Annotated in this window: 21 protein-coding genes; 6 read left to right on the top strand and 15 right to left on the bottom strand. The window is 41.1% G+C overall.

What is annotated here, in order from left to right:
• Window positions 1–53 precede the first annotated feature (53 nt).
• The 7 genes from M3204_RS02435 to M3204_RS02405 all read right to left on the bottom strand — a co-directional run bounded on the left by M3204_RS02435 (window position 54) and on the right by M3204_RS02405 (window position 6596).
• Window positions 54–596, bottom strand: a complete 543-nt coding sequence (locus M3204_RS02435) for a peroxiredoxin (RefSeq protein ID WP_251478023.1) — start codon at window positions 594–596, stop codon at window positions 54–56.
• A gap of 342 nt (window positions 597–938) precedes the next feature.
• Window positions 939–2063 (bottom strand): N-acetyldiaminopimelate deacetylase, encoded by a 1125-nt coding sequence (locus tag M3204_RS02430; RefSeq protein WP_251478021.1) that lies wholly within the window; start codon window positions 2061–2063, stop codon window positions 939–941.
• Window positions 2064–2119: 56 nt separating this feature from the next.
• Window positions 2120–2830 (bottom strand): 2,3,4,5-tetrahydropyridine-2,6-dicarboxylate N-acetyltransferase, encoded by a 711-nt coding sequence (gene dapD / locus M3204_RS02425; RefSeq protein ID WP_251478019.1) that lies wholly within the window; start codon window positions 2828–2830, stop codon window positions 2120–2122.
• A gap of 71 nt (window positions 2831–2901) precedes the next feature.
• Window positions 2902–3795, bottom strand: a complete 894-nt coding sequence (locus M3204_RS02420) for a LysR family transcriptional regulator (RefSeq protein WP_251478016.1) — start codon at window positions 3793–3795, stop codon at window positions 2902–2904.
• A gap of 356 nt (window positions 3796–4151) precedes the next feature.
• A complete protein-coding gene (locus M3204_RS02415; protein WP_251478014.1) occupies window positions 4152–5666 on the bottom strand; it encodes an MDR family MFS transporter in 1515 nt (504 codons plus the stop codon).
• Window positions 5667–5724: 58 nt separating this feature from the next.
• Window positions 5725–6171 (bottom strand): cyclic-di-AMP-binding protein CbpB, encoded by a 447-nt coding sequence (gene cbpB, locus M3204_RS02410; protein WP_251478010.1) that lies wholly within the window; start codon window positions 6169–6171, stop codon window positions 5725–5727.
• 188 nt (window positions 6172–6359) lie between these two features.
• Entirely contained in the window at window positions 6360–6596 is a 237-nt protein-coding gene (locus tag M3204_RS02405; RefSeq protein WP_251478007.1) for a YkuJ family protein, read from the bottom strand.
• Between the two features lie 182 nt (window positions 6597–6778).
• Between M3204_RS02405 and M3204_RS02400 the strand changes: the two genes are divergently transcribed.
• Together M3204_RS02400 and M3204_RS02395 are read left to right on the top strand one after the other, a co-directional pair.
• Window positions 6779–7741, top strand: a complete 963-nt coding sequence (locus M3204_RS02400; protein ID WP_251478003.1) for an MBL fold metallo-hydrolase — start codon at window positions 6779–6781, stop codon at window positions 7739–7741.
• A 1-nt stretch (window position 7742) separates the two neighbouring features.
• A complete protein-coding gene (locus M3204_RS02395) occupies window positions 7743–7982 on the top strand; it encodes a glutaredoxin family protein (RefSeq protein ID WP_251478000.1) in 240 nt (79 codons plus the stop codon).
• A 127-nt stretch (window positions 7983–8109) separates the two neighbouring features.
• Here the strand turns inward: M3204_RS02395 and M3204_RS02390 are convergent, their stop codons facing one another.
• The 3 genes from M3204_RS02390 to M3204_RS02380 all read right to left on the bottom strand — a co-directional run bounded on the left by M3204_RS02390 (window position 8110) and on the right by M3204_RS02380 (window position 10644).
• A complete protein-coding gene (locus M3204_RS02390; RefSeq protein ID WP_251477997.1) occupies window positions 8110–8778 on the bottom strand; it encodes a DUF3993 domain-containing protein in 669 nt (222 codons plus the stop codon).
• Between the two features lie 327 nt (window positions 8779–9105).
• Window positions 9106–9348, bottom strand: coding sequence for a hypothetical protein (locus M3204_RS02385; RefSeq protein ID WP_251477994.1), 243 nt, complete (start codon window positions 9346–9348; stop codon window positions 9106–9108).
• A gap of 75 nt (window positions 9349–9423) precedes the next feature.
• Window positions 9424–10644, bottom strand: coding sequence for an EAL domain-containing protein (locus M3204_RS02380; protein WP_251477991.1), 1221 nt, complete (start codon window positions 10642–10644; stop codon window positions 9424–9426).
• A 259-nt stretch (window positions 10645–10903) separates the two neighbouring features.
• On the opposite strand from M3204_RS02380, the gene M3204_RS02375 reads away from it, so the two are divergent.
• Entirely contained in the window at window positions 10904–11707 is an 804-nt protein-coding gene (locus tag M3204_RS02375; protein ID WP_251477988.1) for a C39 family peptidase, read from the top strand.
• Window positions 11708–11769: 62 nt separating this feature from the next.
• Here the strand turns inward: M3204_RS02375 and M3204_RS02370 are convergent, their stop codons facing one another.
• Window positions 11770–11997, bottom strand: coding sequence for a hypothetical protein (locus M3204_RS02370; RefSeq protein WP_251477985.1), 228 nt, complete (start codon window positions 11995–11997; stop codon window positions 11770–11772).
• A gap of 216 nt (window positions 11998–12213) precedes the next feature.
• Between M3204_RS02370 and M3204_RS02365 the strand changes: the two genes are divergently transcribed.
• Window positions 12214–13077, top strand: coding sequence for a metallophosphoesterase (locus tag M3204_RS02365; protein WP_251477982.1), 864 nt, complete (start codon window positions 12214–12216; stop codon window positions 13075–13077).
• Between the two features lie 241 nt (window positions 13078–13318).
• On the opposite strand, the gene M3204_RS02360 is transcribed toward M3204_RS02365, so the two are convergent.
• Complete coding sequence (locus M3204_RS02360; protein WP_251477980.1) at window positions 13319–15436, bottom strand: sensor domain-containing protein; 2118 nt, start codon at window positions 15434–15436, stop codon at window positions 13319–13321.
• A 213-nt stretch (window positions 15437–15649) separates the two neighbouring features.
• Here M3204_RS02360 and M3204_RS02355 point away from each other — a divergent pair, with 213 nt between their 5' ends.
• Window positions 15650–16147, top strand: a complete 498-nt coding sequence (locus M3204_RS02355) for a L,D-transpeptidase family protein (RefSeq protein ID WP_251477976.1) — start codon at window positions 15650–15652, stop codon at window positions 16145–16147.
• Between the two features lie 205 nt (window positions 16148–16352).
• Window positions 16353–16823, top strand: a complete 471-nt coding sequence (locus M3204_RS02350; RefSeq protein WP_251477973.1) for a YkyB family protein — start codon at window positions 16353–16355, stop codon at window positions 16821–16823.
• Between the two features lie 89 nt (window positions 16824–16912).
• On the opposite strand, the gene M3204_RS02345 is transcribed toward M3204_RS02350, so the two are convergent.
• The 3 genes from M3204_RS02345 to M3204_RS02335 all read right to left on the bottom strand — a co-directional run bounded on the left by M3204_RS02345 (window position 16913) and on the right by M3204_RS02335 (window position 20067).
• On the bottom strand, window positions 16913–17815 hold the full coding sequence (locus M3204_RS02345) for a chemotaxis protein (RefSeq protein ID WP_251477970.1): 903 nt from the start codon (window positions 17813–17815) through the stop codon (window positions 16913–16915).
• A gap of 146 nt (window positions 17816–17961) precedes the next feature.
• Window positions 17962–19485 (bottom strand): M1 family metallopeptidase, encoded by a 1524-nt coding sequence (locus M3204_RS02340; protein ID WP_251477967.1) that lies wholly within the window; start codon window positions 19483–19485, stop codon window positions 17962–17964.
• A gap of 111 nt (window positions 19486–19596) precedes the next feature.
• Complete coding sequence (locus M3204_RS02335) at window positions 19597–20067, bottom strand: DinB family protein (protein WP_251477964.1); 471 nt, start codon at window positions 20065–20067, stop codon at window positions 19597–19599.
• Between the last annotated feature and the right edge of the window lie 71 nt (window positions 20068–20138).

The following is a 20138-nucleotide window of genomic DNA, read 5'->3' as shown; positions in this document are numbered from 1 at the left end:
AGACCTAACAGCAGTTAGGTCTTTTAAATTATCATCGGATTTAACGCGATTTATTAAAGAGTAGCTTGTCCAGGCTTCCAGTTTGCAGGGCAAAGGCCGCCAGTTTGAAGAGCTTGAAGTACACGTAGAGTTTCATCAACATCACGGCCGATATTGTTGTGGTTAACTACTGAGTACATCAATTCACCTTCAGGGCTGATGATGTATAGTCCGCGAAGAGCAACGCCTTCTTCTTCAATTAATACGCCGTATTCACGGGAAACAACGTGGTTCGTGTCAGCTGCTAGCGGATATTTTAGATCTCCAAGACCATTTTCTTTGCGGTCAGTTTTGATCCAAGCAAGGTGAGTGTGGATTGTATCAGTTGAAACACCGATTACTTCAGCATCCAGGTCTTCGAACTCGTCGTAACGGTCAGACATAGCTGTGATTTCAGTTGGGCAAACAAATGTGAAGTCCATTGGATAGAAGAAAAGAACAGTCCACTTATCGTTCTTCATGTTTTCTTCAAGGCTTACTTTTCCGAATTCCTTGTTTGCTAATACTGCGTCCATTTCAAAGCGTGGTGCTTGTTTACCTACCATACGTTCTGGCATGTAAAATCCCTCCAATATCAATAATTATTTTTAAGACACCCAATGGCGTCTTTTAAAACCTATGTCCCAAATATAACAGAACAATTATTTGGAGTCAATCTTAAATTATAATTAATTTAAATAAACACTCATTATAATTACAAGAATTGCAATTCCCCACTTAAATGGTTTGCCCAAACTCCCGTTAATTTAAACAGAAAAGATATCTATGAAAACAGCTGGAAAATATACCTTATTCCGAATATTAGTGTAACATGTTTTCGTTTTTCGACAAAATGATATGCATTTTTTGGATAAAAAAAACAGTAGGAATTTTCATTCCTACCATATTTACTAGCAATTTCATCTGCACTTATATTTAATATATTGGGTCAGCAAATCAATCGCCGATCCTATTGCCCTTTCATCCGGATTTAATTTGGCATGGTGAAGTCCATAGCCTGAATCGACTCCGAGCCAGAACATGAACCCGGGGATTTCCTTAAGCATGTAGCCAAAATCCTCTCCGGTCATTGCTTCGCGGCAAACAATCACATCCACTTTCTCAATTGTCTCCGCGAAATTGATAAATTCACGAGTTAATTCCTCATGATTATAAACCTGATGGTACATTGAACCATAGTCAATCACTGTTTTGCACTGATACCCCACTTCTATTCCCTTCACAAGGGCCTCTATTCTTTCTTTAACCTTATTCATAGATTCGACAGAAAGGGTCCTAATCGTACCTTCTATTCTTGCTGTTTCAGCGATGATATTTTGCACAGTTCCACCAGTAATTTTCCCTACGGTTACAACCGCGCTGTCCAGCGGGTCTATATTTCTTGCCACGACTGATTGCAGCTGAGTCACTAGTGCACAAGCAGCTACAATCATATCATTTGTATTATGAGGATAAGCAGCATGTCCGCCTTTGCCTTCCAGGTCAATAAAAAGCTCAGAAGTATTGGCAAAAAGCAGGCCCTCTCTTGTAGCAATCGTACCTACCGGATATTCAGGAGCGATATGCAGCGCGATGATCATATCTGGCTTCCAGCTCTTCATTATTTCTGTCTTAAGCATCGGTTCAGCTCCGCCAGGACCCTCTTCGGCAGGCTGGAATATGAATAACAAATGATCATCAATAGGGTTGTCAACAAAGTGCCTAATCAATCCCAGTGCAATCGTCATATGGAAATCATGTCCGCAAGCGTGCATCCGGCCATCATGCGACGATTTAAACTCCAAACCGGTTGCTTCGGTTATCGGCAGGCCGTCTATATCCGCCCTGTAGCCGATTGTTTTTTTGGGATGATTCCCTATGATTTTTACAAAGATCCCTGTCTCCCAAGTTTTTATTTCCAGGCGGTCCTTTGGAAGCTGGTGCAAATAATCAAGCAGGTAAGCCTGAGTCTTAAACTCTTTAAATCCCAGCTCAGGAATTTGGTGCAACTCTCTTCTAATTTTTATAAAAGTATCCTGTTCCAAAAAAGATCTCTCCCTTAAAAGAAAAGCGCGGATTATCTATCCACGCTTACTCGCTTTTATAGCTGGCGAAGCTCCTGCTTGATTTCAGTTTTAGACTTAGTCTTTTCATCGATTTCTTTAATGACGCGAGCTGGTGTTCCAGCTACAACTGTGTACGGTGGAACATCATCGATTACGATTGCTCCCGCTGCAACAACCGCTCCTTTTCCTACGGTAACTCCCTCAAGAACAACTGCGTTTGCGCCAACCACTACATCGTCTTCGACAACGACTGGCTTTGCAGAAGGTGGTTCAATTACGCCTGCTAGTACGGAACCCGCTCCGATGTGGCAGTTTTTGCCGACAGTAGCGCGGCCTCCAAGTACTACGTTCATGTCGATCATCGTACCTTCACCAATGACTGCACCGATGTTGATAGAAGCACCCATCATGATTACAGCGTTGTCGCCAATTTCAACCTGATCTCTGATGATCGCGCCCGGCTCAATTCGTGCCTTGATATTTTTCATGTCCAGCAATGGGATAGCTGAATTCCTGCGGTCATTCTCTACAACATAGTCTTCAATTTTTGCCTGGTTAGCTTCAATGGCAGGATTGATTTCAGCCCACTCTCCAAAAATGACGCCAGTGTTGCCAGAGATGAACGTTTTTGTGTTTGCACCAAAATCGATTCCTTCGAGGTCACCTTTGACATAAACCTTTACTGGTGTTGCTTTTTTGCTATTTTGAATAAACGAAATAATTTCGTTTGCATCCATCATCTTCATTTGTATTACCTCCACTTATGTATTTTTCTAAAAATTACTTTAACAAACAAAAGTATTGAAAACAAGAAAAACTATTTTTCATTCTTGTTTGTATCTAGAATATGTTCCTTGACAATATCAAGAAATGCCTGCACTTGCTTCAGCTGGAAGGCTGATTCATAGCCAAGGAGCCAGGTGTCCCGCCCTAACGGTTCATTATTTTCATCATGCAATGGCACTTTGAAAATATCCTTTTCTAACCCATTCAAAGTTATTGCGGGGAGGATGGCATAACCAATGCCATTGAATGTCATTTGCTTGCAGGTCTCAATTTGGTCGACGATGATCGTCCTCTTGGGAGCTGTCTGGAATTGTCTTAGCCACCAATCCTGGATTTCCTGATAGTAATTAGAATCACTTTTAAATTGGATAAAGGGCCTGTCAGTCTCCAATACCTGTTCAGGGCTGGTTATTTCTGTATCTACCAGATAGAGACTGTCTTTAAAAAGGTGAATTTTGACCCCTTTCCAATCAGGTGTTCCCCTGATAATTCCGATGTGCACCTGATCTTCATACAATGCCTTTGAAATTTCACTGCTCCAACCTGTGACCAGCGAGATTTTAGCCTGCGGATATCGGTTCACATATTTCTTCAGAACCTGGGGAAGCCAATTTTGGCCAACAATTGATGCAACAGCTATTTTAAGGGTTCCATACACTTCTGAATTTAATGCATGGATCGATTCTCTTGCTTTTTCTTCTCTGGAAATCGTGTCATTTACAAACTGGATGACAACTTCTCCCGCCGGTGTAAGGGTCAGCCCTTTTTGTGACCGCAGGAAAAGCTTCGCGCCCCAATCCTTTTCAATGGTCTGAAGCCTTTGCGACAAGGCAGGCTGGGATACAAAAAGCCTTTCTGCCGCTTTCCTCATATTCATTTCCTGTGCAAGTACAGATAAAAGATGAAATTCTGAAATGGATGACATACTATCCCTGCTTCATAAGTTTTGCTTATATTATATATAAAAAACCGATTATTTACATTATCAGCTTTATAGAATTCTTCCAAATTAAATAAACAAAGGCTCTGTTAAACTAGGCTGTTGATTTACGTTCCAGGCGCTTCGCTTTCCGCGGGAAGAATTATGAAAAAGCCCTACTGCCGGCTTTTTCAAAGAACAAATTCTTCCTAGGCGGGCCCGGGGAGCCTCCTCGTCGCTTCACTCCTGCGGGGTCTCCCCTGACCCGTTCATCCCGCCGGAGTCTTCGCGCCTTCCACTCCAATCAACAGAGCTTAAACATCAGCAATCACCTTTACATAGCTTAAACAAGAACCTGCAGATTACTCTGCAGTCTGTTCGTTTTTGGGGAGGAATAAAATGAACAGCAAGCTTACCACTGAGAAAACCAGGACGACTAAATACACGGAATGCAGGGCGTTAGTAAGTGCATCCTGCAGGAGTGTCTTTGATTCCATCGAAAGCTTCATTCTCTCGGATTCATTGAGAAGGACATTTGCGGTATCGATTGATAAATCCTGGTCTGCCGCTCCATTCCTTTTCATATAACTAATGATGCTGCTGTTTAGTATCCCGCCTAGCAGGGCTGCCCCGACTGTATTGCCCAGATTCCTCATGAACATATTCGCAGCTGTGGCAATTCCTCTTTGCTGCCATGCCACAGTACTTTGTATCGATACAATGAAGGCTGTGCTAGTCAGGCCCATCCCTACGCCAACTAAAAAGGAACCTGCAGCCGCCCAGAGCGGTCCAGCCTCAGGCGTCAGCGTCACGAACATGATGCTCCCAAGTATTAACGCTGCCCCGCCAAACAAAGACGTAGTCCGGTATCCGATCTTTAAAAGAAGCCGGCCGCCTACCGCTGCCGCAATCGGCCAGCCAATGGACATCGCTGTCAATGTAAATCCGGCAACGATGGGCGAGCGCTCCATGACTCCCTGAACAAACGCTGGAAGGAAACTGGAGATGCCAATAAGCATGACACCTGTAGTAAACGATGTCATATTAGCGATGAATATGGACCTCTCCCGCCAAATATTAAAAGGCATCATTGGTTCCGCAGCCCTTTTTTCCTGTAATATGAAAAAGACAAACGTAAAAATGCTAAGGCTGATCAATCCGAGAGTTTGAGGGGATGTCCAGGACCAATTCGTTCCTGCCTCAACGAGCACAATCATCAATGAGCTAATTGCGACTGTAAGCAAAAACGCCCCCGGGTAATCAATCTCATGCTTCTTTTTCTCTACACTTTCATGGAGGTATAACCACAGGCCAGCGATTGCCAGAATTCCAAGCGGTACATTGATCCAGAACACATACCTCCAGCTTACATATTCGACGAGGAGGCCGCCCAGCGCCGGCCCTGAAACCGCCGAAATCCCCCATACACTTGAAAGATAGCCCTGGACCTTTGCTCTTTCTTCCTTCGTGTAAATATCACCAACTATAGTGGTTGCTATAGGCATGACTGCTCCTGCACCGATCCCCTGGATTAACCGGAACAGAATCAGCATCTCCATCGATTCGGCCGTACCGCATAAAACCGAGCCAATCAGGAACACGATTATTCCAAATGTTAGAATTGGCTTCCTGCCAAATAAATCTGATAATTTACCATAGATTAGGACTGTAACAGCATTCATTAATAAGTAGGCTGAGAACACCCAGCTATACAACGCAAATCCGCCAAGATCTCCTACAATCGCGGGCATGGCAGTAGACACTATCGTTCCTTCTACGGCGCCCATAAACATGGCGAGCATGACTGTAGCTAAAACGAAAGGCCGCTTAGTCTCGCGTTTTTCCATTTTTTCTTGAGTATTTCCGGCTTGTCCCATACGTTCACCTCTGAGAGCGTAAAAAATTCAGCCCCCGCGGACGGGAGCTGCATATGCTCTATTTCTTATTTTGCTTTTTGACTTGTTTTGTTAATTGCTGCAGAACGGTACGCCTTGTTAAAATACCCTCAAAAATACCTGAGTCATCTTCAATGCACAGAAAAGGATAATCAACCAGAAGGTCTAATGAGGACTGAAGAGTCGAGTGGATGTTGATTCTTGGTATTTTCTTGTTCATGGCTTCCTCAACCCTTTTTTTCTCAAGCTGTTCAAATTCTATTCTCTCCAGGCCAAGGATTGATTCCATAATGATGGGTGTGCTGATTAAACCCAGAAGGCGATAGTGGGGGTCAAGGACTGGAATCGCAGTATAACCGCTCTTGGTAAGTACGAGAAGAGCATGCTCCATGCTATTGCCTATTTGGACATGGGCCACGCGTTCTGAAGGAATCATAAGATCTTTGATCGTGAGTTGCAAAAACTCTCCGCTTTGAAGACTAATCATGGCGAAAACTCCCTAAAATGGATTTCTTTCCTCTCCATTTTATCATAATTCATTTGCTGACGCTTTCAATTAGTTTGCACTATAAAGTGAGTATTATTTAACCAGAAGCTATTCCAGCTGATGGGTAAATTTCTGGTGTGTCATGTATATTTTGCAATCAAAAAAGGAACCACATGGGTTCCTCTTGATTATTGAATAAGGTCAAAAATTTCGATTGTTATCATATCAATGTTGTCAAACTGATACTTCTTTGGCTTTTCTTTTTCATTATATATTTCCAATTCGTATGTTTCAGTTTTTGGGTGATATGTAACCTGGCATTTACGCTCACCATTTACTTCAAAAAAGCGTTGTGCAGGTTCCCCACCATTTGACTGCTCTTGAAGATTCTTTAAACGAGTAATAATTCCTTGAAGCTGTGACATTGCTCTCTCTCCTTTCAAAACGAAAACCAATTATCTATCAATAGGTTTCTCAATTAGCATATTTATATCCATGTAAAATGATTTCAGAATATTCTATACATAATTCTTTACATGTCAATATTAACAGAATAAAATATTGTCAGGCGTTGTACAAGTAAAAGCTATCTTAAAGGAGTGTTTTTTTGAAAAAACCTGTCCAAATAACTGAAAATGTCTTTCTGATTGATGATTTTGATTTAAGCATGGCGGAACGAACGGGGACGTATGTGTTGAAGGAAGAGAAAATAACACTTATAGAAACATCAGCCAGTCCTTCTGTACCCTATATCCTTGAAGGGTTAGGTGCGCTCGGAATCTCCCCAGCTGACATATCCTACATAATCGTTACCCATATACATCTAGACCATGCAGGCGGAGCAGGACTGATGCTTAAGCATTGCCCTGAGGCAAAAGTAATAGTACATCCAAAAGGGGCAAGGCATTTATCTGACCCATCCAGATTAATTCAGGGAGCTAAAGCTGTCTACGGCGATAAATTCAAACAGTTATTTGACCCGATCGTTGAAATTCCCGAGGACCGCCTGATGATAAAGGACGATGGAGACACGCTTCAAATAGGCAACAATGTTGCCCTTGAATTTTTAGATACTCCGGGCCACGCCAACCACCATTTCAGTATCTATCATCCCCGTGTAAATGGGATTTTTTCCGGTGACACAGCCGGCATTTTTTACCCGCAGCTTTATCGCAAAGGTATAGAATTTTATCTTCCATCTACATCACCGAATCAATTTGACCCAGAAAAGATGCTTCAATCTATCAACCGATTTAAAGAATTAAAAATTGACAGGGTTTACTTCGGACATTACGGCATGTCCGAAAACCCTGGGGAAGCATTCCGCCAGGTCGAGAGCTGGCTGGAAATATTCGTAGAGGAAGCAAAGCAAGTGTTAATAGATGAAAGCGACTCAGCAAAACATGTCGACACAATTACCCAAAGACTTTATGATAAAATCAAAACGCACTTGCAGCAGCAAGGGTTGGAAGACAGTCACCCTATATACGAACTGCTCTACCTGGATGTTAATGTGAGCGCTATGGGCCTTGCCCATTATTTGAACAAGTCGAATGGAGGAAGCCGTTAGAATGAATGACATCATCGTGTATACACAAAATGAATGTCCACCATGCAAAATCATTAAAATGTTCCTGGATGAATCTGGATTTACCTATTCCGAAAAAAACATTAATGAAGATGATAAAAGCAGAAAGGAACTGACTGATCTTTATGGCTCATACTCAACACCAACTATTATTATTGGCGATGAAGTCATCATCGGGTTCGATCTTGAAAAATTAAAAAAGGTTTTAAATATTCATGAGTAACAGAACAAAAAGCTCAAGCGCCTCGTTCAGCCCTGGAGTTGGATTAAGATACATGTAGTTATCCACAACTAAATAAATTAAACAACTAAAAAAGAGGTGCCGCACTGTAGTGGCACCTCCCCTTATATTATAGCAATCCTAACAAAAGCGTTTTGCTTTCATTTCTAAAGAAAACTCCAAATTCCATGAATGTTTTCAGCGAGGAAAAATTCGGGCGGAAAACAAGAGTTTCAGGATACGGGCTAAATTCATTTTTTGCTTCCGCAGTATTATTTTTTTCGGTTTTTTCAGGATATGCTTTATTGATTACTTCCTCAGGGATTTCATCGTACAAATAGTCCGCTACCTTCCAGCTTCCTTCCACTTTTGAAAGTTTTAGGCCTTCATAATGGTCTTCGTAGCTTACTGGACCTTCTGCATTGCCAGGGAAATACTCAATTACATATATTTCGTTTTTCAGTTCCACCACTTTTGTCTTATCCGAGAAAGCATAAAAGGGAATATAAAATGGGGCAAAATCCGTGCCATATGTTTGGTACTGATTTTCTTGACCCACAACATTTTCCTTTATAAATTGAGATTTATAACCTTCTGTAAAATACGGTTCAAGGATTTCTTCGATTTGATCCATCGACCTGCCGCGCTCACTTAATGAAACCTGAGAATCAAATGCTTCACCGAGAAATTCAAAAACTTGATCTCTGCCTTTGAGATCAGACTGGGCAGATGTGTTTAATGGGACCATCCATATTAGCAATGAAAATAATAAAAATAATAGCCAAGACCGCTTGTCCATTTTCCTCCCCCTTTTCTGTGATGACTGGTAAGTTCAATTTTACCAACATTTTCCCTATAGGATTACGAAATTCATTCGTAAAATAACTTCAGCATATGACATAAAACATCGTTTACAGTCTCAATTTACCCTTTTAAGACTCGAACTAACGCAAAAGTTAATAAAAATTGTAATTTATTAAGACTTTTCCATAAATTATGCGTTTTGCCGATGAGTTGTGAGTAAAGATGAGTGAAGTCTCTCTGTTAAACGCTTATCCATTTCTGCTAAATCATCGAAGAGTATAAGCAGAGCCTATGCAAAAAAAATAACCCCCAGTGAAGGAGGTTAATATCTTGCAGATGTTACGGCAAAATATACGACAAATAACAATGCTATGGAAAGGACGATTATATATGTCAGGAATACTGGATTGCGGATATAAGCGTGCCCCTGTACAGCTCCAGGAACTTGAGAATCCAGATTGCCGTTCGCTCTTTTCTGTCCCTTGCCGAATGACCAAGTATAAAAAAGGCCCGCAACCAGAACCCCTGCTCCAGCTAAAAGCAACATCGTTGTATAGATGCTCATGTGAATCCCCCTTTTTAGAAGGCTGTATATATATAAATTGTGCTTATTCCGCAATGCTATACGTTTTCCACTTTGTCAAAATAACCCTTCTTTTTCATACAGGTAAGCAGCACTGAGATCCACAAATAAAAATTCACTTTCATTCAGCGGCAGAGAAAAAGTACGGATGACTTCCCCTGTTTCAATATCGCTGTAACGGTCGGACAAAATGCCTTTTTTCCCGGTTCTCATCCTGATGATGTTCTCAAGGAAATACGGGCGCCAGCTCCAGTTTTTATCAAGATATTCAGGCTGAAGCAGCCATTGCCCCCTCCCTTTAATCAAGTTTGGCGACAATTGGAATCCATCTTCATCGCAAATATACATCCGAAAAGCGATCCCATCCAGACTTTTCCCGAGTGAAATCAATAACTCACTATTATTTTGGACCTTTTTATTCCGGCTAATGATCTCGAGGAATTTCGAATTCAATTCACTCCTTAAGTCGAAAAAGGATTGCAGCCGCTTTTTCTCGGATAAAATGAATCCATGTATTTCAGTCTTTATTTTTTCCTTAAGTACGTCCTTATTAGTAATCAAGGTATCCTCAGGCTTTCGCAAGTAAAATCCCTGATAAAACCTGCCTCCATTTTTCCATGCAAACTGCAATTGATACGTTGTTTCAATATTTCCAAACAACAAATTCGCTCCAATTTTACGGGCAAGTATCGATAAGGAATGAAGAACATCAAGGTAAGCTGAACCGGGTGTATTAGACATTAATGAAGACAGATCTATTTTCAGGATATCCGGTTCGAGACCGGCTATTCTGTCTAACTGGCCGCTATCATTGCCGACTTTATCTATTGCGACCTTAATGCCATATGACTTGTAATAACTTAACAAGTGTTCAATATGTCCATGATCATTGCCATGTTTCCGATCTGAAATTTCAATGACTATTTGGTCTGGACGAAGTCCCTTATCTTTATACTTTAGAATGAGTTGTAAGAACTGTTCTCCATTATCAAGCATCAATAATTCAGCATTCCGGTTCACGAACCAAAGAACATCCTCATTTCCAGGAAGAGAAGCAATTTCAAGCGCTTTTGCCAAAACGGTGTTGTCCACTTCGATCCGGTACTCTTCTGGGATACTTTCATCCTGGAAAAAGGCCCCAAGGCTTACCGATTCTTTTCCGCTTTTATATCGGCCTAAAATCTCATATCCAATAATCCTGTGCTCATCAGCATTAAAAATCGGCTGAAAAAACGGAATGACATTATCAAGATCGGTCAATATATCCAGGGCGTCCAAATTAATTCATCTCCTCCCCAATTCCTCTTTAACCCCTTTCGTATCATGTGCAGAACTAAGAAAAATAAATGGCTGGTTCTTTAAAAATAACCTGGGCTGGATCCATTCGATAATTCTTCAGGTTTTCCTCATTATTGTGATATGAATGATTTTACCATAATATGATTATTCCCTCAGCTACACTGTTTCCATTTACATCATGTTATAAAACCATTGTAAAAACCTAAACTACAGATAGAGCTTATGGAAGGATGATGACATGAAAACGTGGCATTTCATCGGCATTCTTCTTCCATTGCTTGGATGCAGCCACGGCTCGCCCGCCGATCATGAAGTGCAAACGAAACATACAACTGATGCACCAATCAGAATGACAGACAAACCCAAGCCAATTCAAAACATGGAGACCCGTCAACAAACGGATAAGACTGAAACACAAGAAATTGGACAGCAGCAAACAATTAAAAATCACACTCTTTTGAACGTACCCTTAATAAGGCAAAATCCTGAACTGAAATACGGATGCGAAGTAACCAGCCTGGCCATGATGCTAAGATACGCCGGTGCTGAAACCGATAAAATGAAACTTTTCCAGGAAATCAAAAAAGATAATGATCCGTTGAAAAGGTCATCTAAAGGGGATATTTTGAGCTGGGGCAACCCGGCTGAAGGCTTCGTTGGGGATATGACAGGAAGACAAGCAGGCTATGCAGTTTTTGAAAAACCAATGATCGAGGTTATTGAACGTTATTTTCCTGGCCGTGCGATCAATCTTACAGGCAAGAATTTTGAGGAAGTACTTGCACATGTGTCTGAAGGTTATCCGGTCGTAGTATGGACCACAGGAGATTATCGACTCCCCGATCGATGGGAATCATGGACTCATGGCAAAGAAGTCATTAAAACGCCACTAGACTTGCATGCCGTCGTCCTAGTGGGTTACGAGGGTAACACCGTCTATCTAAATGACCCGCTATCCGGAAAGAAGCAGGTCCCTGTTAATAAGCAGCGCTTTATTGATACCTGGAAAGCAATGCAGTCAAGAGCTGTCAGTTACAAATGAAATAATTACTAAATGGATAAGGCTGGTTTTTTTCCGGCCTTATCTTTTCACTGCCACCAGCTCTATTCATTTTTCCTTCCTTTTCTAACTAATGATTCATGAAGTTTGGAAATTGACCGTACAATCGTTCTTTTTTTGTTAAATCCTTTTGCCGTTACGGTAACCCCATTAAATTCAGCCACCGCATTCCCCCAAGTCCCAAGATTGGAGAATCCATATACATATACTTTTATATAGCCATTTTTAGCTGGTATAAATATCATCTCCATACGCATATCATAGTCAATCATAAAATAATCACCTCTATCAAGCGTCCGCTTACTTTTGGGAAATTAGTCTGGAAAGACAAGCGGCTCATCATATTTCCTTTCTCTTCCCTTTTGCCATAAATTAAAAACCCTTATATGGGTGGCACTACAGGTCAATTCCCTAAAATGGCACTTCTAATTTCAAAGTTTGTTTGCTAGTATAGTAGAGGAAAATTTGGAGATAGGTTGGTATTTTTCATGACTGAAAAAGTGACTCGGAGGACTTTTATTAAGAGGACACTCGGCAGCCTCCTGGCTATTGCCGGAACAGGCACCGGTGGCTACTATTATGCGCGAGAAATTGAACCTCGAATGCTGGATATAACGCGCCACAATATAAAAAGTGCTGACTTGCCTGCCGGATTCAACGGCATAAAAATCGTTCAATTCAGCGACACCCATATCGGCTTCCAGTACACAATGGACCAGTTAGAAAAATTAATCTCCAAGATAAATCAACTGCAGCCAGATCTCATTTTTTTCACTGGTGACTTACTCGATGACGCTCGTCATTTTCAGGAAGAAAACAAAATGATCACAATGCTGAACCAGCTAAATGCTCCCTTAGGGAAGTTTGCGGTATACGGAAACCATGACCACGGAGGTTATGGCACGGATGTTTACAAACAAATCATCGAAAAATCAGGGTTCACCCTTTTGTTAAATACAGCAGCTAATGTAGAGCTGCTAGATGGCAGCTCGCTGTGGATAGCCGGAATCGATGATGCGATGCTCGGCAAACCTGATTTAGCTGCAGCAATGGCAAAAGTCCCAAAAAATTCGTTTACCATCCTTTTGTCCCATGCACCTGACAAAGCAGATGAAGCAGCAAGGCATCCAATTCAACTGCAGCTAAGCGGACACAGCCATGGCGGGCAAATCCAAATTCCGTTTTACGGACCATGGGTAACACCACCATTTGCAGAGAAATATGTCGAAGGCTTTTATGAAATTGGAGATGATAAGCCATTGATGCTGTATGTAAATCGGGGGTTAGGAACGACAAGACTTCCCTTCAGATTCTTGTCTCAGCCAGAATTGGCTTTATTCACACTTCAATAAGAAAAGCGCAAGCGCCTTGATCAGCCCCGACAAGCGCTGGAGGGCCGACCGATGAAGTCGTTTTTTGACTTCATTGTGCGGACCGAAGCGACTCGAGGGGCTAGGCGCTGGAGCTGGACAATTCTCGAAGTAAATTTTATACCTTCTTATTTCACAGAAAAACAAGCAGCTAATCATATTAGCTGCTTGAGTATTTTTTATAAATAATTACGAAATAAAAGATTTATCCGCAAAGCAATAATCATTGCGAAATTAGTGCTTTATTTATGAATTTGACCTCTGCCTCTTCCGCACTTAATGGCCTCGCAAAAAAGAATCCTTGAGCTTTTTCACAATGAGCATCAGTCAGGAAATCGACCTGGCTCTGCTCCTCTACACCTTCTGCAATAACCTCCATTCCAAGACTTTTGCCTAAATGAATGATGGTAGTAATAATCGCTGCATCCTTGCCATTGAATTTAATATCTCTTATAAAGCTTTGATCTATTTTGAGGACATCGATCGGAAATTTCTTTAAATAACTTAATGATGAATAGCCCGTCCCAAAATCATCCACCGAGATCGTAATTCCAAGATCTTTTAATTTTTTCAGTATCGGGATCGTTTCCTTCGTATCCTGCATGGCCCCTTCAGTTATTTCGATTTCGAGCATCGAAGGATCGATTCCATATAAATCGATGGCATTCTTAATAATCCGTACTAAATCTAGCTGCAAAAATTGTTTGGGAGAAATATTGACGGCAATTCGGATTGGCTTGCCTGTTTTTTCTGTCCACTCTTTTATTTGCCTGCAAGCTCTGTCAATCACCCAGTTGCCTATCGGAATGATTAAACCAGTATCTTCGGCAAGCGGGATGAATTCAGCTGGCGATATGAATCCTAATTCGCTGTTATTCCAGCGCAGTAATGCCTCAAAGCTGGAAATTTCGTTCGTGATCAAGTTGACTTGCGGCTGATAATAAAGCTCCAATTCGCGGCGCTCAATCGCTTTTCGCAAGTGAGCTTCGAGCGTGATGACATTGACACCTGTCGAATTCATGTCAGCGCGGTAAAATTGATAATGCGCTTTCCCTTTTTCCTTAACACTATACAGGGCTTCATCTGCACTTTTTATCAGGGTCTCAGAATCCTTTCCGTCGTTCGGGAATAGACTGATGCCGATGCTTGGGGTGATATAGTATTCTTGAGAATTAAAATAAAATGATTCATTGAACCTGCTCAATACCTTCTGGGCAAACTCCCCTGCTCCCTGCCTGTCCGTATCCTCAAGAACGATGATAAATTCATCCCCGCCTTGCCTGTATACAGTGCATTTTTCTTTCTGGATGTCGATTAATCGTTCGGCAACTTGCTTGAGAATCTGGTCACCAACAAGATGGCCAAGCGTATCATTCAAATACTTAAATCGGTCAATGTCTAAAAAAAGAAGAGCGAATTCATAACTTGACCTCTGTTTCCTTTTCACTAAATCATCCAAATGGTCAAGAAGAGCGCGTCTGTTCCGTAAACCAGTCAACTGATCATGGAATGCCATGTATTTTATTAACTCGGTGCTTTCCGCCTGTTCGGTCAGATCGCGGATAATGACATACATTCCTGTTATTTCTGAATGGATAAGGATAGGAATCGTTTTCAAGTGGACTGTCAAGTATTGTCCCTGTCGATGCATGAATCGGCAATCGAGCGATTCCTTCGCATTTCCAACCTTCGTCTCTGACAAAACTTCATTAAAGGATTGTAAATCTGTTTCGCATATTAAACTGAAAATCTTTTTGGATTTCAATTGTTTGACAGTATAGCCTGTCAGCATTTGAGCCGCAGGATTTACGTCAAGTATTTTCCCTTTTAAATCTATAGAAAATACAGCATCCAGATTATGGTCAACAAGTGACCGATACCTTTGTTCACTCTCAATCAACCTGTGCTTTTCTTTAAAGTTTTCGGTAATATCCCGTGTTACCGCCACTATGTATTGAACATCGCCGTTTACTTCTTTAATGGGAGTAAGCAGCGTTTCACCAAGCACCTGCTGGTCGTTTTCCAGTCTCACTTCATCTTGGAAAACGACTTCCTTTCCTGTCTTAGCAGCCTTCAGATACTGCTTTTGCAATCGATTCGCCAGGCAAGAAGGTAATACTTCCTCAATCGTCTTTCCGATATCCCTAGTGCTCATCCCCGCATGGAGAAGTCCGTTTTCATTTGCGAATAAATAACGGAACTGCTTGTCATGTTCGACCTTCATGATAAATACAAGATCCTTGACATGCTTAAAAATGATATCGGAAATCATTCGTTCGAGTCTTTTGGAAGCAGTCTTGCTTTTTCTATATGTTATTCGTGCTTGCTTAGTCTGATTCATCTAACCATCCTCATTCCAGATGTACTAAAGTACCTGGTCCACGACTCTGAAATAGTGTTATATTCCTATTCTACCTTTATTATTTATGAAAAACGATAATAAATTTTAATAATTTAAAATTTTTCGCTAAAATACGACAATTCGAAACCGCGCCTCTTCTCAAGAAACTCAAACCCAACACCAGCATAAACTGCCATTAGAGGAGGAGATACCATGCAGCACATAGTAAAGCGAGGCGAAACGCTAGCATTGATTGCAGCAAATTACCGCCGCCCCCTTCAACAAATTCTCTCAGCCAACCCTGCTGTCACTAATCCGGCACTTATTTTTCCGGGGCAGCAAATTACGATACCAGGACTTCCAGAACCAAATTCTATACCATACTCAATTTCGGTATCATTAAGTAATAAAAGACTGATTCTTTACAAATCAGGCCAGGCTGTAAAATCATATCCAGTCGGAATCGGAAGAATGCTGACCCAAACACCTGTGGGCGAATATGTCATCGTGAACAGAGAACCAAATCCAGGTGGTCCATATGGTGTCATGTGGCTTTCACTTTCACAATTAGGCTATGGCATCCACGGAACGAATAATCCCGCCTCCATAGGAAAGGAAGTCTCTAAAGGATGCATCAGGATGTATAATCAGGATGTTTTGGAACTCTCAAGACAGGTCCCAAATGGAACGAGGGTCATAATTACCCGATAAAATCTTTTGAAACGACATGAGGATAGGCTCCTATTTCTCAATTAAGCGAATTAAGGGTATAATAAAAATATGCACTTTTAATAGCACTGATTCGCAATAGATTCCAATACCAAGTCTCTCTTTTAAACTTAAATAGGAATCCTAAGCCAAAAGTAGAGCAGAACAGGTGCGGAAAGAGCTAATAGAAAGAAAGGAGCCTATTCCATTGAATAATGAAAGGAACAAAATCCTCCAACTCCGTCCAACGATCGAGAACCTCTCGCAAGCTATCTTCACTGTGAACCGTCATGCAAAGACTGCTCCAAACCCAAAATATTTATATCAGCTAAAACATGATGCGATTAAAAAAATGCTTAAAGAAGGAAAAGCAAAAAAGACTGGATTGCACTTTTCCAACAACCCCAGGAATAGTCAGCAGCAATCGGACGTTCTGGTCGTTTGCGGAGAATACACCTTCCATATCCCGCCGACAAAGCTTGATTTTGAACAGCTCCCCCATCTTGGAAAGCTGGATCAGTCAGTAAGGAATCCGAAAGCTTCTATTTCCTTGAACAACGCTAAACGGTTACTGTCTGACTACACAGGCTTAAAGGAAAATCGCGAAGCAGCAGGCTCAGGCAAGACAAGGCAATACGCAAAGCCCGTATTCAAGAAACTTGGAGAACGATACCCTTGATCAGAAAGCTGAACTGCTCAGCTTTCTTTTTTTGGGCTTCGACAGCCTTTCGCTCTTTGGCAGCGTGGTTACTTCAGGTAAAAAGAGGCTTATAAAATCAATTCATCTATTTTAAGGACTAATTCACTAATTTCCGGCTTGCTGATTTGAGCATCCGCCCCAACGATCATCCCCTTATGCCGCAAATCGTTCGTGATTAATGAGGAAAAGATGATGACAGGCAGCTTTGTCAGGACAGGATGTTCCTTAATTCTCTTTGTTAGATGATGGCCATCCATCTGCGGCATTTCGATATCCGTGATCACCAGCTGAACCTTCTGTGAAAAATCCTCTTCATTTTCCGCCAGATGCTCGAGGTATGCGATTGCATCCTGACCATTTTCAAAGAATTCAAGGTACTGGAATCCTGCTTCGCTTAAAGTATCATGAAGCATTTTTCTTAACATCGAAGAATCCTCAGCCACTACGATTTTTTTATTTGAACGTTCCCGTGGACCTAATTTTTTGACATCACTCATCTTGATACCCGAATCAGGACTGATTTCGAGAAGTATTTTTTCAAAGTCCAGGAAAAGAATCATTTGTCCACCCAGCTTGATAACTCCAATCACCTGGCTTTCTGTCCCCTGGTACATCTCAGATGGTTTCTCGATCTGAGACCATGATATGCGGTGGATCTGTGAAACGGTATGTACATGGAAAACAGTCTTCTGCTGGTTAAATTCAGCCACTATGAACTTATCCTGCTCCGGGCTGGCGGAAGATGGCAAGCCAAGAGCTGCAGAAACATCAATGACTGGAAGCACCTCTCCCCGCAGCTCCATGATTCCCTCCACGTAAGGATGTGCATGCGGAATGTCTACTACGGGAACAGGTATCAAAATCTCTTTTACTTTCATCACATTTATTGCAAATTTATTGGTTCCGATTCCGAACTCGACGATTTCCAGCTCATTCGTGCCTGACTCTAATAAAATACTGCTTTCCTTCATTACGCTCTTCCTTCTCTATATAAATTAAGTACCATATACCTATTATCGGTGTATTAAAACGAACTGTTTAGCTGGAAAAAAGCGACAGAATTCAAAACCCCCTATAAAAATTTAAACGGACTTTCAAATGAACGCCCGTTAATAAACTATTCGTAGGAGATCCATTCCCTAAAGAATTGATCTTCATTTAATTTAAAATAGGATTTTGTAAAACGAATCCATTCGGCTGTATCAACCTCTTGATAAGAATAAAGTTCAACATACTTATTCAAATAGTCGAATGCCTCTTGTTCTCCACCTGTTAGCTCCCAAAGCTTCAAAGAAGGAATTTCATAATTCGCTCCCATAAAGCCACCATTTAGATATTCATGCAAAGGCAGATGAGCAAGTGCAGTTGTTTTGACTTCCTGATCTTTTGCAAATTGAAAAACTTCTTCCGGTGTCTTTTTGTCATGGCCGATCATAAATAAGTAGCTGGCAAAATTCGTTAAGCCTTCATCGATAAACACGTCATAGTATGGATCATTATTAACAATTCCATAAAACCATTGGTGCGCAATTTCATGGATAAGCGCATGGTATTGTGAAACTCTGCCTTCATTCTTCAGTTCCCCATTCAATAGACCGATCGTCACAATTCCTGGGTATTCCATTCCCCCTTCGTCCGCTATGATATCAATCTGTTTATGCGGGTATGGAGAGAGTTTATCTGAAAAGTAGTTTACTGCTTTAACTGAGGTTTCAAGCACCTGTTTAAGGCTGTCGGCTGAAGCCACTCCTGCCACTCTAACTTCAACGTCTCCAGCAGTTTGTTGAACGACCTCCATATTCTTGGTTAAGGCCATGTAAAACTCTTTGACATTTTGACTTTCAAGTTCACCGCTTTTGGAGGGCACTGCTGGGTCATTATCTGCCGTACTCAGAACCATATATTCTTCTGGCAGGCTATATTTCACTTTAAAATCGCTATAATCTGTAAAATAAGATTCACCTGATGCAATATAATCTTCTTTTCTCCATCCAGAGTGATAGGTTGCAAGCATCGGGTACCACTCAGCCAAATAGATATTGTTAAAATTGTTTGATAAACGGTATCCAAACTGGGGTGCAGTAAATGAATAACGCACCGTCACGGACTTTTCGTCCCCTGGCTTAAAGCCCTCTTCAAGAGGAAGATACAGTGTATCATGGTTCAACAAATAATCGGCTTTCTCCCCGTCAAGTTCTATTCGGCTAACAGATACTTCTGCAGCATCTTCCAAAGATTCAGGTTTATTTTCCTCCGTGAATGCATTTGGTATAAAATAAAACACTATTTCATTCCATACATCTTTTGATGTATTTTCAACCTTCACTTCAGCAGTCACTGTAAATTTTTCATCAGAATCCATTGTTAAATCAAGATTGTAGGTTGCTTTATTTTCATTTTGTATTGGGGCTGGCTTAAAATCGGAAATGGAATCAGGTTTACCCCCCGCGATTTTTCTCTGGGCAGCCTTCGGATATTCTGGTATTCCAACTTGCTTTTCTTCTTCGTCAGATGTTTCCTTGATCACTTGTTCCTTTCCTGAATGTTCTTTCTGCTCTTTTTCTTCCTGTACATTATTTGTAGTATTACTGCAGGCAGAAATGAGAGTTATTGCTAATAAGATCATCATCACCTTTTTCATCTTTTTCCCCCTTATTTATATATGTATATCTATTAATTCTTCGGACATCCAAAATATTCCTATTATAACAATAAAAAAACAAACCGAAAACTCGGTTTGCTTAGTTAAATATTAAACCAGTGCCTTGCCTAATGTCTGATTGACTTGCATTTGATGATGGATGTCATGCTGGATGAAGTCTTCAAAATACTTCCCTATTGTCAGCTGATGATTTGAGATCTTAAATGATACAGCCAGCTTCTCACTGTCCATTTGTTCAAGCATTTTAAGGTACTCTTTTCGTACTGCCAGCAGTTCGTCCAGTACGTCCTCTTTTGTTGCAGTTTTTTCCGCATATTCACGAGCACGGTCATTGATACCCTGGAAATCCGGGTATGAAGGAAGTTCTGCCCCTTCTTTAAAATAAGGGAATCTTTCTTCCAGTGAGTATTTATCCCAAAACAACAGATGCGCAACAACTGCTGCCACTGACCACTTGCCTTCACCTAAAGGCATTTGCCACTCAGTATCTGTTACCTCTCTCAATGAATTGACCCAAATATCAAACTCTGTATAATGCTGTTTCATTTGTTCTATATTCAATTGACTCTCCCCTTTTCTTTTTTATCTTAAATAAATATTCGCTGTTACATGAAAATAACCTTCCTAATTTT

The sequence above is a fragment of the Mesobacillus subterraneus genome, from assembly GCF_023715485.1.
GTDB classification, from domain to species: domain Bacteria; phylum Bacillota; class Bacilli; order Bacillales; family Cytobacillaceae; genus Mesobacillus; species Mesobacillus subterraneus_B.
This window is presented reverse-complemented; position numbering and strand designations above follow the sequence as displayed.

What these genes read in the sequence shown, in the direction of transcription:
- M3204_RS02435 (WP_251478023.1), bottom strand. Translation starts at nt 596, where the DNA reads ATGCCAGAACGTATGGTAGGTAAACAAGCACCACGCTTTGAAATGGAC.
- dapD (WP_251478019.1), bottom strand. Translation starts at nt 2,830, where the DNA reads ATGAAGATGATGGATGCAAACGAAATTATTTCGTTTATTCAAAATAGC.
- M3204_RS02420 (WP_251478016.1), bottom strand. Translation starts at nt 3,795, where the DNA reads ATGTCATCCATTTCAGAATTTCATCTTTTATCTGTACTTGCACAGGAA.
- M3204_RS02415 (WP_251478014.1), bottom strand. Translation starts at nt 5,666, where the DNA reads ATGGGACAAGCCGGAAATACTCAAGAAAAAATGGAAAAACGCGAGACT.
- cbpB (WP_251478010.1), bottom strand. Translation starts at nt 6,171, where the DNA reads ATGATTAGTCTTCAAAGCGGAGAGTTTTTGCAACTCACGATCAAAGAT.
- M3204_RS02405 (WP_251478007.1), bottom strand. Translation starts at nt 6,596, where the DNA reads ATGTCACAGCTTCAAGGAATTATTACTCGTTTAAAGAATCTTCAAGAG.
- M3204_RS02395 (WP_251478000.1), top strand. Translation starts at nt 7,743, where the DNA reads ATGAATGACATCATCGTGTATACACAAAATGAATGTCCACCATGCAAA.
- M3204_RS02390 (WP_251477997.1), bottom strand. Translation starts at nt 8,778, where the DNA reads ATGGACAAGCGGTCTTGGCTATTATTTTTATTATTTTCATTGCTAATA.
- M3204_RS02385 (WP_251477994.1), bottom strand. Translation starts at nt 9,348, where the DNA reads ATGAGCATCTATACAACGATGTTGCTTTTAGCTGGAGCAGGGGTTCTG.
- M3204_RS02375 (WP_251477988.1), top strand. Translation starts at nt 10,904, where the DNA reads ATGAAAACGTGGCATTTCATCGGCATTCTTCTTCCATTGCTTGGATGC.
- M3204_RS02370 (WP_251477985.1), bottom strand. Translation starts at nt 11,997, where the DNA reads ATGATTGACTATGATATGCGTATGGAGATGATATTTATACCAGCTAAA.
- M3204_RS02365 (WP_251477982.1), top strand. Translation starts at nt 12,214, where the DNA reads ATGACTGAAAAAGTGACTCGGAGGACTTTTATTAAGAGGACACTCGGC.
- M3204_RS02360 (WP_251477980.1), bottom strand. Translation starts at nt 15,436, where the DNA reads ATGAATCAGACTAAGCAAGCACGAATAACATATAGAAAAAGCAAGACT.
- M3204_RS02355 (WP_251477976.1), top strand. Translation starts at nt 15,650, where the DNA reads ATGCAGCACATAGTAAAGCGAGGCGAAACGCTAGCATTGATTGCAGCA.
- M3204_RS02345 (WP_251477970.1), bottom strand. Translation starts at nt 17,815, where the DNA reads ATGAAGGAAAGCAGTATTTTATTAGAGTCAGGCACGAATGAGCTGGAA.
- M3204_RS02340 (WP_251477967.1), bottom strand. Translation starts at nt 19,485, where the DNA reads ATGAAAAAGGTGATGATGATCTTATTAGCAATAACTCTCATTTCTGCC.